Origin of the sequence: Metapseudomonas boanensis (genome assembly GCF_018704125.1) — a bacterium.
GTDB classification, from domain to species: domain Bacteria; phylum Pseudomonadota; class Gammaproteobacteria; order Pseudomonadales; family Pseudomonadaceae; genus Metapseudomonas; species Metapseudomonas boanensis.
Genome location: NZ_JAGTIS010000005.1, coordinates 203,969 through 216,966, shown reverse-complemented (window position 1 = coordinate 216,966; position 12,998 = coordinate 203,969). Strand labels below are relative to the sequence as shown.

The 12,998-nt window shown below is 63.9% G+C and carries 12 protein-coding genes; 2 read left to right on the top strand and 10 right to left on the bottom strand.

Features of this window, described 5'->3' with window-relative positions:
- Positions 1 to 22 precede the first annotated feature (22 nt).
- From J7302_RS11990 to J7302_RS11980, 3 genes are all read right to left on the bottom strand, one after another.
- Complete coding sequence (locus J7302_RS11990) at positions 23 to 841, bottom strand: enoyl-CoA hydratase (protein WP_215374372.1); 819 nt, start codon at positions 839 to 841, stop codon at positions 23 to 25.
- A 10-nt stretch (positions 842 to 851) separates the two neighbouring features.
- On the bottom strand, positions 852 to 2,015 hold the full coding sequence (locus tag J7302_RS11985) for an isobutyryl-CoA dehydrogenase (protein WP_215374369.1): 1,164 nt from the start codon (positions 2,013 to 2,015) through the stop codon (positions 852 to 854).
- 87 nt (positions 2,016 to 2,102) lie between these two features.
- Positions 2,103 to 3,596 carry a CoA-acylating methylmalonate-semialdehyde dehydrogenase gene (locus tag J7302_RS11980; protein WP_215374366.1) on the bottom strand — a complete coding sequence of 498 codons (1,494 nt, stop codon included), beginning with the start codon at positions 3,594 to 3,596 and terminating at the stop codon, positions 2,103 to 2,105.
- A 130-nt stretch (positions 3,597 to 3,726) separates the two neighbouring features.
- Between J7302_RS11980 and J7302_RS11975 the strand changes: the two genes are divergently transcribed.
- Positions 3,727 to 4,608 (top strand): AraC family transcriptional regulator, encoded by an 882-nt coding sequence (locus tag J7302_RS11975; protein WP_215374363.1) that lies wholly within the window; start codon positions 3,727 to 3,729, stop codon positions 4,606 to 4,608.
- 174 nt (positions 4,609 to 4,782) lie between these two features.
- Here J7302_RS11975 and J7302_RS11970 read toward each other — a convergent pair whose 3' ends face one another.
- Entirely contained in the window at positions 4,783 to 5,625 is an 843-nt protein-coding gene (locus J7302_RS11970) for an HDOD domain-containing protein (RefSeq protein WP_215374360.1), read from the bottom strand.
- Between the two features lie 109 nt (positions 5,626 to 5,734).
- On the opposite strand from J7302_RS11970, the gene ung reads away from it, so the two are divergent.
- Complete coding sequence (gene ung / locus J7302_RS11965) at positions 5,735 to 6,430, top strand: uracil-DNA glycosylase (protein ID WP_215374765.1); 696 nt, start codon at positions 5,735 to 5,737, stop codon at positions 6,428 to 6,430.
- A gap of 14 nt (positions 6,431 to 6,444) precedes the next feature.
- Here ung and J7302_RS11960 read toward each other — a convergent pair whose 3' ends face one another.
- From J7302_RS11960 to J7302_RS11935, 6 genes are all read right to left on the bottom strand, one after another.
- Positions 6,445 to 7,305, bottom strand: coding sequence for a DUF6279 family lipoprotein (locus J7302_RS11960; RefSeq protein ID WP_215374357.1), 861 nt, complete (start codon positions 7,303 to 7,305; stop codon positions 6,445 to 6,447).
- 116 nt (positions 7,306 to 7,421) lie between these two features.
- A complete protein-coding gene (locus tag J7302_RS11955) occupies positions 7,422 to 8,444 on the bottom strand; it encodes an AbrB family transcriptional regulator (RefSeq protein WP_215374354.1) in 1,023 nt (340 codons plus the stop codon).
- Entirely contained in the window at positions 8,437 to 9,948 is a 1,512-nt protein-coding gene (locus J7302_RS11950; RefSeq protein ID WP_215374351.1) for a tripartite tricarboxylate transporter permease, read from the bottom strand. Before J7302_RS11950 ends, J7302_RS11955 begins: the two co-directional genes overlap by 8 nt.
- A 1-nt stretch (position 9,949) precedes the next feature.
- On the bottom strand, positions 9,950 to 10,393 hold the full coding sequence (locus J7302_RS11945) for a tripartite tricarboxylate transporter TctB family protein (protein ID WP_215374348.1): 444 nt from the start codon (positions 10,391 to 10,393) through the stop codon (positions 9,950 to 9,952).
- Positions 10,394 to 10,527: 134 nt separating this feature from the next.
- Positions 10,528 to 11,502 (bottom strand): Bug family tripartite tricarboxylate transporter substrate binding protein, encoded by a 975-nt coding sequence (locus J7302_RS11940; protein WP_215374345.1) that lies wholly within the window; start codon positions 11,500 to 11,502, stop codon positions 10,528 to 10,530.
- A gap of 37 nt (positions 11,503 to 11,539) precedes the next feature.
- Positions 11,540 to 12,805 (bottom strand): OprD family porin, encoded by a 1,266-nt coding sequence (locus tag J7302_RS11935; RefSeq protein ID WP_215374342.1) that lies wholly within the window; start codon positions 12,803 to 12,805, stop codon positions 11,540 to 11,542.
- Positions 12,806 to 12,998: the final 193 nt, after the last annotated feature.

Sequence of the window (12,998 nt, the reverse complement as noted above, 5' to 3'; positions counted from 1 at the left end):
GTCGTTCTCGTCGCGCTCTTGATTACTTGTTGCGCCAGTGCGGATCGCGTTTTTCCAGGAAGGCATTGACGCCTTCGCGGGTGTCATCGGCGTCGAACAGGTCGACGAAGCGCTCCCGCTCCTCGGGCAACCAGCCGTTCGGTCCGCGTTCGCGCGCACCCTGGATCAGCGGCTTGATGGTGCGCACGGCCACCGGGCTCTGGCGCGCGACCTTGGCCGCAAGCAGCAGGGCCGTGCCACGTGCTTCGCCGCTGTCCACCACTTGTTCCACCAAGCCGATGCGCAGCGCGGTTTCAGCATCGACCCGTTCGCCACAGAGGATCATGCGCTTTGCCCAGCCTTCGCCGATCAGCCACGGCAGGGCCTGGGTGCCGCCAGCGCAGGGCAGCAGGCCCACGGTCGCTTCCGGCAAGGCCATCTGGGCCTGGCGTTCGGCAATGCGGATGTCGCAGGCCAGGGCGCATTCCAGGCCACCACCCATGGCGTAGCCATTGATCGCGGCGATGGAAACACCACGGAAATCGCGCAGCGCTTCGAAGGCTTCGCCAAAACGGCGGGCCATTTCCCGCGCGCGGGCCTTGTCGCCGTCGGCGAACAGGTTGAGGTCGGCCCCGGCACTGAAGAACTTCTGCCCCTGGCCGGTGATTACCAGGGCGTAGATGTTGTCGTCGTGGTTGAGATGCTCGATCAGCTGCTTGAGGCCGATCAGCGATTCGCGATCCCAGGTGTTGGCCGGCGGATGGTTGATGGTGAGCAGCGCGGTGTGCCCATGCTTCTCCACGGTCAGCTTGTGGGTCAGGTCGAATACGCCGGGTTGGTACTGTTCAACGGCAGTGGTCATCAGGTTCTCCTCACAGCAGGCGGTCAAGCATGCCGCCCTGTTCCAGTAAACGGCGCGCCATGATGACGCGCATGATTTCATTGGTGCCTTCAAGGATCTGGTGCACCCGGGTATCACGCACCCAGCGCTCCAGAGGATAGTCGTTCAGGTAGCCGTAGCCGCCGTGCAGCTGCAACGCATCGTTGCATAGTTCGAAGCACTGATCGGTTGCAAAACGCTTGGCCATGGCGCAGTAGAGACTGGCCTCGGCATGCCGCTGGTCCAGCCGGTGGGCGGCCAGGCGCACCATCTGCCGGCTGGCGGTAAGCGCGGTGAGCATGTCGGCGAGCTTGAATTGCAGCGCCTGGAACTCGGCCAGTGGCTTGCCGAACTGCTTGCGTTCCTCCACATAGCGCAGGCTCTGCTCCAGGGCTGCCTGGGCCGCGCCGAGGGAACAGCTGGCGATATTCAGCCGGCCGCCGTCCAGGCCTTTCATGGCGTAGACGAACCCCTGGCCCTCGGGGCCGATGCGGTTGCCCACCGGGATGCGCACGCCTTCGAAGGTGATGGTGCGGGTCGGTTGGGCGCGCCAGCCCATCTTGTCTTCGTTGCGCCCATAGCGGACGCCTTCGGCATCGGCCGGCACCAGGAAACAGGAGATGCCCTTGGCGCCGTCTTGACCTGTACGCGCCATGACGATCAGCACCTGCGTGCTGCCAGCGCCGGAAATGAAACATTTGCTGCCATCGAGCACATAGTCATTGCCATCGCGGCGCGCACGCGTGCGCAGGTGAGCAGCGTCGGAGCCGGCATCCGGCTCGGTCAGGCAGTAGGACGCCAGCAGCTCGCTACCGACCAGGCCGGGCAGCCAGCTCGCCTTGAGTTCGGCATCGCCGAACGAGGCGAGCATCCAGGCGGCCATGTTGTGAATGGTCAGATAAGCGGTGGTGGCCACGCATCCGGCCGCCAATTGCTCGAAGATCAGCGATGCGCTGAGGCGTGAAAGCCCCAGGCCACCGTCTTCTTCATTGATGTAGAGCGCCAGATAACCCTGCTCGGCGGCGCGGCGGATCACGTCTACCGGGAAGTGATGGTCGCGGTCCCAGTCCGCCGCTCCGGGAGCCAGTTCGTGGCTGGCGAAGGCGCGGGCGCTCTCCACCAGCAGGCGCTGTTCCTCGTTCAGGTCGAAATCCATGTTCTCTGCCTTGATCACGTGTAGGAGCAAGCTTTGCTCGCGAACCTTGTTCCGGAGCTTTCGCGAGCGGAGCTCGCTCCTACGGGCCTATTTCAAGTGGATGGTCATGTTGGGGCCGGTAACCGGCGTGTCGTCGAACCAGCGGCTGGTGACCGTCTTGGTCTCTGTGTAAAAGCGCACCGCCTGTTTGCCGTACGCGTGCAAATCGCCATAGAACGAGCCCTTCCAGCCGGTGAAGGAGAAGAAGGGAAGGGGCACCGGGATCGGTACGTTGATGCCCACCTGACCGACCTCCACGGCGTGCTGGAAGTGTCGCGCAGCGCCGCCTGAGCGGGTGAACAGGCTGGTTCCATTGCCGTATGGGTTGGCGTTGACCAGGGCGATGGCCTCTTCCAGGCTGTCCACTTCCATGCAGATCAGCACCGGACCGAAGATCTCCTCACGGTAGAGGCCCATTTTCGCCGTCACACCGCGGAACAGCGTTGGGCCCAGCCAGTTGCCGTTCGGATAACCGGGGACCTGGCAGTGCGAGCCGTCCAGCAGGCACTCGGCGCCTTCCGCCTTGCCTTCGGCGATCAACCGCAATACACGCTGCCGAGCCTGCTGGCTGATCAGCGGGCCATAGGCGGCATGGCCGTCCTGCCAAGGACCGGGGCGCAGTTCAACCATCTGCTTGGCCAGCTCGGGAATCCATTGTCGCGCCTCACCGACGAATACCGCCACGCTGATGGCCATACAGCGCTGCCCCGCAGCACCGCAGCTGGCGCCGACGAGGTTGCTCAGCACCTGGTCCTTGTGGGCGTCAGGCAGGACCACCATGTGGTTCTTGGCGCCGGCGAAGGCCTGAACGCGCTTGAGGTGCGAGGTACCGGTGCGGTAGATGTGCTGGCCCACCGGCACCGAGCCGACGAAGGAAATGGCGCGGACATCCGGGTGGGTAAGCAGGGCGTCCACCTGTTCGCGGCCGCCATGGATGACTTGCAGTACGCCTTTGGGTGCACCGGCCTCGAGGAACAGTTCAGCCAGGCGGTTGGGTGTCAGCGGGTCCTGTTCGGAAGGCTTGAGGACGAAGGTGTTGCCGCAGGCGATGGCCAGCGGAAACATCCACAACGGGATCATCGCCGGGAAGTTGAAGGGCGTGATGCCGACGCAAACGCCGAGCGGCTGGACCCAACTGGCGGTATCGATCTCGCGGGCGACGTTCTCCACCGTCTCGCCCATCATCAGGCTGGCGACGTTGGCCGCGTGTTCGACCACCTCGATGCCACGCCACACGTCGCCCTTGGCATCGGCGAAGGTCTTGCCGGTATCGCTGGCGAGCAGTTCGGCCAGTTCGTCGTGATGGTCCTTGAGCAGCTGCTGGTAGCGCAGCATCAAGCGGGCACGTTCGGGGACCGGGACTTCGCGCCAGTCCTGGAAGGCCTGTTTGGCACTGGCGACCGCTTCCTCGATTTCCTCCGCCGTGGCCTTGGGTGCCAGGGCGAGGACTTCCTGGGTTGCCGGGTCGGTGATTTCGATCAGCTCGCGAGAGCGGCTTTCACGCCATTCGCCGCCGATCAGTAGCGGGATTACCTTGGCCATCTTGTCCTCCAGCCGGAAGGCGGGACTTGTTGTTTTTTGTTCTTATAGCTGCCACCAGCGTAGATGTGGATTGACGATCTTGGGTGGGGGATGGACGATCTTGCTATTGCTGATGACTTCAAGAGCCCCCATGAGCCGCTCCGTCGAGACCTCCAACTGGCCGCTGCCGGCAAACGGCGTGCGCTTCACCACGCCGCCGCGCCTGCGCCGCTCGCTGGCCCGCCACCCGCTGACGGCGGGCTGTTACCCCTTGGCGCTGGGGTTTTACCCAGAAGCCGTGGGGCATCGCATGGAACGGTTCGAACCTGAGGATCACCTGCTGATCTACTGCCGCGCTGGGCAAGGCTGGCTGGAGACCGGGGATGGACGATTCGAGGTGGGCGGCGGCGACCTGCTGCTGCTGCCCAGGGGACAGGCCCACGCCTATGGCGCTGATTCGCAGCGGCCATGGAGTATCTATTGGGTCCACTTCGAGGGTGAGCTGGTGGAGGAATACCTCCGCCCCTTGGGGCCGGCCGCGTTGCGCCGTATCGGCGTGCTGCCGCGCCTGCTAGCGGATTTCGATGCACTGCTTGGCCTGCGTCGGCAGGGGCTCAACTTGCCGCACTTCGTTCACGCTGCCCATCAGCTGCAGACACTGCTGACTTCGCTTGCGGTACTGCCGGTGCGCGGGTTCCTGAAATCGGGCCGGGTCCTGGACGTGGATGCCGTGCAGGCCGTCATGCGCGCCCATCTGCATGACAGCCTCAACCTCGATCAGCTGGCGGCGCAGTTCAAGCTTTCTCGCTTCCATTTCGCCAAAACCTACCGTGCGCTGACTGGCCACGCGCCGATCCAGGACTTCATCCAGCTGAAGATGGCCCACGCCTGCCGGTTGCTCGATGAGGGCAACCAGGGTGTGCGTCAGATTGCCGAGCAACTGGGCTACGAGGACGTCTATTACTTCTCGCGCCTTTTCCGCAAGGTGGTGGGCATGGCGCCGAGTCATTATCGGGCGCTGCACCAGGGTTGATCGGGGGTTCGCGGAGGTATTTTTGTTGCGGTTCGGCCACCCTCACGCCCCCGGCCCCTCTCCCAGGGGGAGAGGGGAGGCAAGCGGTTCGTGAGAATCTCCAGCATCACACCAACTGCCCCAACTCCTTATCGGGAGAGGATTTGGGGGAGGGAAGGGCGGCGCTGCAGTTGGTCAGTCGACTTCGTTTGGACGACCACCCAGCAGCTTGAGCCAGAGAGCCACCGATTCTGCCAGCTCGGGCCGCAGCTCTCGGGGGGGCGGCAGCAGCAGGCGCTGGAAAGCGGGAAGTCGCGCGAGACGGTCGTCATCGCGGGGTTCCTCGAGCAACTGATCGGCAACCTGGACGACATCTGCGAGGTCAGCCGGTCCTTTGTGCTGACGGCACCAGTCACGGCGCAAGCGCGCGCAATCGACCAGGGCAGGTTCCAGTTGCCAGGCGCTGAGCAGCATGGCACCCAGCTCGGCCGAGAGCTGGTCGCAGAGGCGTTGCAGGTCGCATTCCAGCCGCGATACCTGGGGCCAGTGTTGCAACTCCTCGAGGAGTGGGTGGCAGCCGATGTCTTGCACAAGGCCAGCCAGCAAGGCATCGACGCTATCCAGATGGGGCACGTGTTGGGCCAGCCCTGCGCTCAAGGCGGCGCGCCGCAGGGAGAGAGCCCAGCGTTTGTTGAGCACTTTCTGCAAACGAGGCTCCCGGATTTCGGAGGGGCAACACAATTCTAAGGCAAGCACCAGATGGCCAAGGTGCTGCGGCCCCAACTGCGCGACAAGTTCGCTGAGGTCTGCCTCGTCATCAGGATGGTGACGCAGGTGCAGCGCCGCGAAGTGTTGCAGTCGGCTCTCCAGCAGCGGATCGTGCCGCAGGAGTTGGTCGGTCTGCGCGGGCTGGGGTGCTTCGCTGGCCGACCAGTGGCGCAGTCGTTGGGAGTTTGGCGGTAGCGGCGGGAGCGCAGCGGCTCCCGTGGAAAAATGGTTGCCCAGTTCTTGCTTCACCGCATCATGTCGATTATCCATTCCGATGAACTCCAACCGTCCTTGATTGACAAGGGTAGTGGGCATTTTTTAGGGTGCCCGACCATCGGGCGGGAACCGCCCCGGCATGCGCCACGGAAACCTGAAAGTGATGACTGAAAGCGACAACCGCATCAAGCTCGAGCCGAGCTGGAAAGAAGCCCTGCGTGAGGAGTTCGAAAAGCCTTATATGAAGGCCCTGGGCGAGTTCCTGCGCCAGGAGAAAGCAGTAGGCAAGGTGATTTTCCCGCCGGGGCCGCTGATCTTCAACGCACTCAACTCCACGCCGTTGGAAAAGGTGAAAGTCGTCATCATCGGCCAGGACCCGTACCACGGACCGGGTCAGGCACATGGCCTGTGCTTCTCGGTGCAGCCGGGGGTTCCGGCGCCGCCGTCCTTGCAGAACATCTACAAGGAACTCAAGCGCGACCTGAACATCGACATCCCCAGTCATGGCTACCTGCAGTCATGGGCGGAGCAGGGCGTGCTGTTGCTCAACACCTCCCTCACCGTCGAACAGGCCAAGGCCGGTTCCCACGCCGCGGCTGGCTGGCAGCACTTCACCGACAAGGTGATCGAAGTCGTGAGCCAGCAACGCCCGCACCTCGTGTTCCTGCTCTGGGGCTCACACGCCCAGGGCAAGGAGCGGCTGATCGACCCCACCAAACACCTGATCCTGAAGTCCGCTCACCCGTCGCCGCTTTCAGCTTATCGGGGCTTCCTGGGCAATGGCCACTTCAGTCGCTGCAATAAGTTCCTTGTCCAGCACGGTCTGGAGCCCGTCGACTGGAGCTTGCCTACGCTCTGAGACGGTGCCCGGTCCTATTTGGGATAGCAGGACTGGTTGCGAAGGTCGCTGATCATCCCGCTCAGGCGCTCCCGCAGGTGGTAGCGCTGCGTGCTGTCAGCGGCATTGAACAGATCGGCCAGCAGGCTGGCCAGTTCTTGTTCCGAAGGTTCGAAGGCTTCCCGGAACTCCCGGGTCCAGAAGGCTTCTGGTTGCTGCAGCAGTAGCGTCAGGCGCCGCGCGAAGTCCGGCGTACGATGGACGTACAGTGCCGCACGAAGCTCCCGTTGCCAGAGCTCGCGATTCTCGACCCAGGCGCGGTCATAGGGCGACTGGGATGATGCCCAGTCGCGGATACGTTTGCTTTGCCGTTCACTGGTCGAGCCCAACCAATCCCGGATGCGGTGCTCCATTCGCCGGGATCTGGCCTCGATCAGCTCTTCCGGCTCACCAACCAAGTACTTTTTGCGGATCTCCACGTTCTTCTCATCCAGTGAGACATACAGCTCGCCCAACTGCCTGGGCGTCAGGCTTTCCGCCAGGCTGATCGCGCTCGGTGTGATTTCCACGGCGATGGTCTGGATGGCACTGCGCACTTTGGTGGTTTCTTCGCGCAGGTCCTTGGCTTCGAGTCGAGAGTGGTTGGCCAGTTCGCGCAGGTGAGTAAGCCAGTCGACGTAGTTCGGAAGCTGGGTTCTGCAGTGCCAGGCCAGGTGTTGCTGCAGGCGGGGTTCGAGCCATTCTTCCTGCGCGTCGTCGAGGCTGACGTAGCTGTCGATCCACCAGGGGATTGCCAGATCGAGGTTGCGGTAGGCCAGGTCCAGGCGGCTGCAGGCGGCCAGCAGGAGTGCGGCTATGCAGATCAGGAGTTGCCTGATGGTGAGGGGGCCGGACATTTGGGGGCTCCGGGCGGGGGGTAGGGGAGAGGATAGCCTGCATGATCGGGGATTTGGTGGCGGGAGCCGATCTGGTGTGAACGCTCAGCGGAACAAAAAAGCTCGCACAAGACGGGCTAAGCGTGGCTCTTGAGCCGCTGCCAGCGCCTGAACACCGGCTCGGCCAGAAACAGCACCAACAACAATCGCAACACCTGCAACGCCGTCACCAAGGGCACTGAAAGCTGCAGCGCCTCGGCGGTCAAGCAGAGCTCCGCGATGCCTCCAGGCATCATCCCCAGCATCAGCGAGCGATGGTCGAGCCCGTCCAACCAGCCAAGCGCCTCGGCGGCCAACGCGGCGAAGGCCATCCCTAGCGAGGTGGCGAGCAGCGTGCGGGTGATGAAAGAGGGTGCGCGGCGGAAGAAGGCTCGGTCGAAATGACAGCCCAGCGCACTGCCGATCAACCATTGGCCCAACTGACTGCCGCCTTCTGGCAGACCGAGTTGCAGGTCGAAGCCAGTGCTGAAGGCTGCGCTGACCAGCAACGGCCCGATCAGCCAGGGGTTGGGCTGGTGAAAGCGCTGCATGAGCCAAGCCAGCGCTGCGCCAGCGGCCAGCAGGATGGCAAGCCAGCCCCAATCTGTGGATGACGCATGGGCCAATGCGGGTGGAGCGCCGAGGAACCATTGGAATAACGCCGGTACGCTGAGCACTACCAGCAACAGGCGCAGGCTCTGGCCGGCGGCAACCCGGCTGAGTACCGCGCCATTACGCTGGCCGAGGTTGACCATCTCGCTGGCGCCGCCCGGCATGCTGGCGAAGAACGCGGTGGCGCGATCCTCGCCGCTGCGCAGCATTAGGCTGATACCGATCACGCTGGAGAGGGTGGTGGCGATCGCGCCGAGCAGGATGATCCCGCTGTGGGCCAGCACCTGTTCGATCACCGCCGGGGTGAAGTGTAGGCCGATGCCGATACCGACTATCCATTGCCCGCACTTGCGCCCGCCTGGTACTTCAGCCAGTGGCCTGTTACCGATGCAGCGTACGGCGATCACCGCCAGCAGCGAGCCCACCATCCAGGGCAAGGGCCAGCCGATCAGGCTGGCCAGCCAGCCGCCGCCGGCGCCCACCAGGGGCGTCAGGAGCCATTTAGGCATGGGCCAGCTTCGCCTTGGCCCGGCGGGCACGCAACCAACGGACGCCCGGCAGGGCCAGCATCAGAATGGTCAGCGCCCAGAGGGCGATGGTGATCGGGCTGCTCCAGAGAATGCCCAGATCGCCGTTGGTGATCGACAGGGCGCGGCGCAGGTTGGACTCCATCAACTCACCCAGTACGAAGCCGAGGATCAGCGATGACAGCGGGAAGTCCATCTTGCGCAGCAGGTAGCCGAATACGCCGAGGGCCGCCATCAACACCAGGTCAAAGGTGGTGCTGTGCACGGCGTAGACGCCGACCACGCTGACGATGGTGATCGCCGGCACGAGGATCCAGGTTGGTACGCTGAGCATGCGGGCGAACATGCCCACAAGCGGGATGTTCATTACCAGCAGGATGACGTTGCCGATGAACAACGAGGCGATCAGGCCCCAGACCACATCGGGTTGCTGCTCGAACAGCAGCGGGCCGGGGGTGATGTTGTAGAGGCTCAGGGCGCCGATCATCACGGCAGTGGTGCCTGAACCTGGCACGCCCAGGGTCAGCATGGGAATCAGCGAGCCGCAAGCCGAGGCATTGTTGGCGGCCTCTGGAGCCGCTACGCCGCGCAGGTCGCCCTCGCCGAAGCGGCCGGAACTCCCCGCCATGCGCTTCTCGCTCATATAGGTGATGGCACTGGCGATGGTGGCGCCGGCTCCCGGCAGCACGCCGATCACGAAACCGGCCAGGGAGCTGCGAATGCTGCTCCACCAGGTGAAGGTGAACTCCTTGAAGTTGAACAGCATGCGGCCGCTGGTCTTGACCGCCTGCTGGCCAGTCGTCGTGTGCTCCAGCATCAGCAGCACCTCGCTGACGCTGAACAGGCCGATGACGACGATGACGAACTGGATACCGTCAGAAAGGCCGATGCTGTCGAAAGTGAAGCGGTAGACGCCGGTGGTGGCGTCCACGCCGACAGTGGCCAGCCCCAGCCCGATCAGCGCCGAGAGCAGGGTTTTCACCGGCTTGTCGCCGACCATGCCGCCCAGGCAGGCGATGGCGAAGACCATCAGCATGAAGTACTCGGCCGGGCCGAAAGCCACTGCCCAGTTTGCCAGCATCGGTGCGAAGAGCACCACGCCAATGGTGGCAATGGTACTGCCGATGAAGGAACTCATGGCTGACAGCGACAGGGCGATGCCCGCCTTACCTTGGCGCGCCATTGGGTAACCGTCCAGGGTGGTCATGATCGCGGCGGCGTCGCCGGGCACGTTGAGCAGGATCGCGGAGATGCGACCGCCGTATTCGCAGCCCAGGTAAACCGCAGCCAGCAAGATCAGCGCGGTCTCCGGCGGCAGGCCAAGGGCGAAGGCCAGCGGCAGCAGGATAGCCACACCGTTGATCGGACCGAGGCCCGGCAGCAGGCCGACGACGGTGCCGACGAACGCGCCGAACAGGGCCACCAGCAGGTTGATCGGGCGCAGGGCGACATCGAAGCCCTGGGCCAGGAAGTTCAGGGTTTCCATATCAGTTCTCCAGGATGCCGAGCACGCCGAGCGGCAGCGGGACGTCCAACAGGTAATCGAACAGACCGTAGAGCAGCACACCCATCAACACGCCGCTGACCAGACTCGGAAGTGGTCGGCCCATGAAAAGCAGGCCCATGCTGAAGCCCACCAGCGTGGTGCTGACGACGAACCCCAGTGGCTCGAACAGCACGGCATAGGCGACCAACGCCAGGACGCAGAGCACGACCTTGCGCGCCAGCGGCCAGGAAATCGGCAGGTCTGGGCCGTCACCGGGTTTGTAGATCAGCCAGAGAGCGGCTGTGGCCATCAGGCATAACAGCAGCAGCGGATAGGCGCGCGGGCCTACCGGGTCGTAGCTGAAGGGTGCCTGGAAGCCCCACGCCACCACGGCGAGGAACGCGCAGACGATCAACCAGACCGCAGCGAAAATTCGTACGTACATGACGAGTTACCTAGGAATGCATGGATCTCCCCTCTCCCCTGGGGAGAGGAGCCGGGGGTGAGGGAGCCTTGCGTTTGCGCGCCTCCCTCACCCGGCCCATCGGACCACTCTCTCCCGACGGGAGAGGGCATCAGTTACTGGGCGAGACCAAATTCACCTGCGAGCTGCTTGTACTGCTTCACCTGCTCGAAGACATAAGTCTTCAGCTCGTCACCGGTCAGCGTCAGCGGGAACAGGTCGCGTTGCTCACGCAGCTTGGCGAAGTCTTCGCTGGCCAGCAGGGTGTCGAACTGCTGCTTCCACCAGTTGAAGTCCTCGTCGCTGACTTCCGGGCCCATGTAAAAGCCGCGGATCACCGGCCAGCTGATATCGAAACCCTGTTCCTTGGCGGTCGGCAGGTTCGCCAGTTTGCCGGGCAGGCGCTCCTCGGCGAGCACGGCCAGGACACGGATCTTGCCGGCCGCGAGTTGCGGGGTGACTTCGCCAAGGCCGCTGCTGGTGACTTGCACGTGGCCGCCGAGCATTGCGGTCAGTGTTTCGCCACCGCCCTCGAAGGCCACATAGCGCAGCTTCTGCGGGTCGATACCGGCAGCGCGGGCAATCAGCGCGGTTTGCATCCAGTCCTGGCCGCCGATGGTCGCGCCTGCGCCGAAGACGATGCTGGCCGGGTCTTTCTTCACAGCCTCGACCAGGTCGCCCAGGGTCTTGTACGGCGAGTCCGCGCGAACCGAGATGGCGCCATAGTCGGTGCCGATGCCGGCCAGCCAGCGCACGGCGCTCTCGTCATAGCGGCCGAACTTGCCCTGGGCCAGGTTCAGCAAGGATCCGGAGGAGAACGCGGTGATGGTCCCGGCGTCCTTCGGTCGCTGCGCCACCACGGCGTTGTAAGCCACCGCACCGACGCCGCCTGGCATGTAGGTGACGCGCATCGGTGCATTGAGCAGCCCGCCATCCTTCAGGCCGCTCTGGGCCAGCTTGCAGGTCAGGTCGAAGCCGCCACCAGGCTTGGCCGGGGCGATGCATTCGGGGCGCTTGGGTTCGGCCAGCAATTGGGTCGAGAGCAGCAGGCCGGAGGTGATCAGGGCAATGCGGGAGAGAGCAGTTTTCATCGATGTTCTCCTGTGGAGTTTTATTGTGGTTCAGGCTTCACCAGATCGGCAGGGCGTAACTGACGATCAGGCGCAGTTCATCCGCATCGCGGGCGATGTTGGAACGAAAACTGGCATGGCGCGCGCGCAGGGTCAGGTTCTTCAGGCTGCCGCTGGGCACCACGTACTTGAACTCGGCATCACGTTCCCACTCGCGACCTTCCTCGGTGCTGCCGGTGATCTGCGCGTTGTCGCCGCTGATATAGCGGGTCATGAAGCTCAGGCCGGGTACGCCGAGGCTGGCAAAGTCGAAGTCGTAGCGGGCCTGCCAGGAGCGCTCGTCGGCGTTGGCGAAGTCGTTGATCTGCACGAAGTTGACCAGGAAGGGGTCGCTGCCATCGATGTAGGCGTAGCCGGTGTCGCCACTCATGCGCTGGTAGCCCAGGCCGACCTTATGGCTGCCTTGGCCGTAGCTGAGCATGCCGTTGAGGGCGCGGTTGTCGACCTTACCTGCCGCGGCCGTCCCGGTGTCGTCGCTCAGCGCATAGCGCAGATCGGCGCTGAGGGTGCCGGCGCCCAGCGGCTGACTGGCGAGCAGGCCGAAGAAGTGCTGGCGGTAGACATCGTCCAGTTCGGCGGCGTAGTAGCGGCCGGTGTGGTGCTCGCTGAAGGCGTAGTCCAGACCGGCGAGGTCGAAATGGTCGCCCGTGGCGGCGCTGGCGAATCGCTTGTTCTTGTTGTTCAGGGCCAGGTCTTCGGAGTTGGTGGAGGCACGGTCCTTGACCTCCCTGAGGCGACCGCCGGTGAAGGTCAGGTCCTTGATCTCGCTGGAGGTGAGCAGACCGCCCTCGAAAACCTGGGGCAGGATGCGGCTATCGCTGGCCTTGACCACCGGCAGCTCGGGGATATGCGTGCCGAGGCGCAGTTCGCTCTCGGAAACCTTGATCTTGGCAGTCAGGCCGAGCTTGCTGTACTCGTCCGGGGTGCCCCCGTCGTCCTGGACGGGGAGCAGGTCGGTACCGCTGCGGCCGGGACCGGAGTCCAGCTTGACGCCGAGCATGCCAAGGGCATCGAGACCGAAGCCGACTGTGCCTTCGGTGTAGCCGGATTGCAGATTGAGAATGAAACCTTGTGCCCATTCTTCGCGCTTGGATTGGCCGTCACCTTCGCGGAAATCGCGATTCAGGTAGATGTTGCGGGCCTCCAGGGTGGCCGAGCTGTCCTTGATGAAGTCAGCCTGGGCCAGCGGGGTCAGGATGCAGCCTGCAATGGCGAGGCTGAGGGTGCGAACAGGCAGGCGTGCCTGTAGTGCGGCAGTGAGCATCGAGTGGTCTCCATTGTTGTTTTTGTCACGCCAGTGCAACCACGGGCCGGCGTTCTTTTGGTGGTTCTTGCCACCTTGTCGCGATGCTATGCAGTGAAACTTTCGCCAGGCTTTCAGCGAGAAAGAATTTCGACATGGCGTCCACAGGTGGTGTCAGGCCGTTAAACTTCAGTCCGATCGCTGCCCATTCGGA

Excerpts from the sequence above, each read along its gene's own strand:
- J7302_RS11990 (WP_215374372.1), bottom strand. The coding sequence starts at position 841 with ATGACCACTGCCGTTGAACAGTACCAACCCGGCGTATTCGACCTGACC.
- J7302_RS11985 (WP_215374369.1), bottom strand. The coding sequence starts at position 2,015 with ATGGATTTCGACCTGAACGAGGAACAGCGCCTGCTGGTGGAGAGCGCC.
- J7302_RS11980 (WP_215374366.1), bottom strand. The coding sequence starts at position 3,596 with ATGGCCAAGGTAATCCCGCTACTGATCGGCGGCGAATGGCGTGAAAGC.
- J7302_RS11975 (WP_215374363.1), top strand. The coding sequence starts at position 3,727 with ATGAGCCGCTCCGTCGAGACCTCCAACTGGCCGCTGCCGGCAAACGGC.
- J7302_RS11970 (WP_215374360.1), bottom strand. The coding sequence starts at position 5,625 with ATGGATAATCGACATGATGCGGTGAAGCAAGAACTGGGCAACCATTTT.
- ung (WP_215374765.1), top strand. The coding sequence starts at position 5,735 with ATGACTGAAAGCGACAACCGCATCAAGCTCGAGCCGAGCTGGAAAGAA.
- J7302_RS11960 (WP_215374357.1), bottom strand. The coding sequence starts at position 7,305 with ATGTCCGGCCCCCTCACCATCAGGCAACTCCTGATCTGCATAGCCGCA.
- J7302_RS11955 (WP_215374354.1), bottom strand. The coding sequence starts at position 8,444 with ATGCCTAAATGGCTCCTGACGCCCCTGGTGGGCGCCGGCGGCGGCTGG.
- J7302_RS11950 (WP_215374351.1), bottom strand. The coding sequence starts at position 9,948 with ATGGAAACCCTGAACTTCCTGGCCCAGGGCTTCGATGTCGCCCTGCGC.
- J7302_RS11945 (WP_215374348.1), bottom strand. The coding sequence starts at position 10,393 with ATGTACGTACGAATTTTCGCTGCGGTCTGGTTGATCGTCTGCGCGTTC.
- J7302_RS11940 (WP_215374345.1), bottom strand. The coding sequence starts at position 11,502 with ATGAAAACTGCTCTCTCCCGCATTGCCCTGATCACCTCCGGCCTGCTG.
- J7302_RS11935 (WP_215374342.1), bottom strand. The coding sequence starts at position 12,805 with ATGCTCACTGCCGCACTACAGGCACGCCTGCCTGTTCGCACCCTCAGC.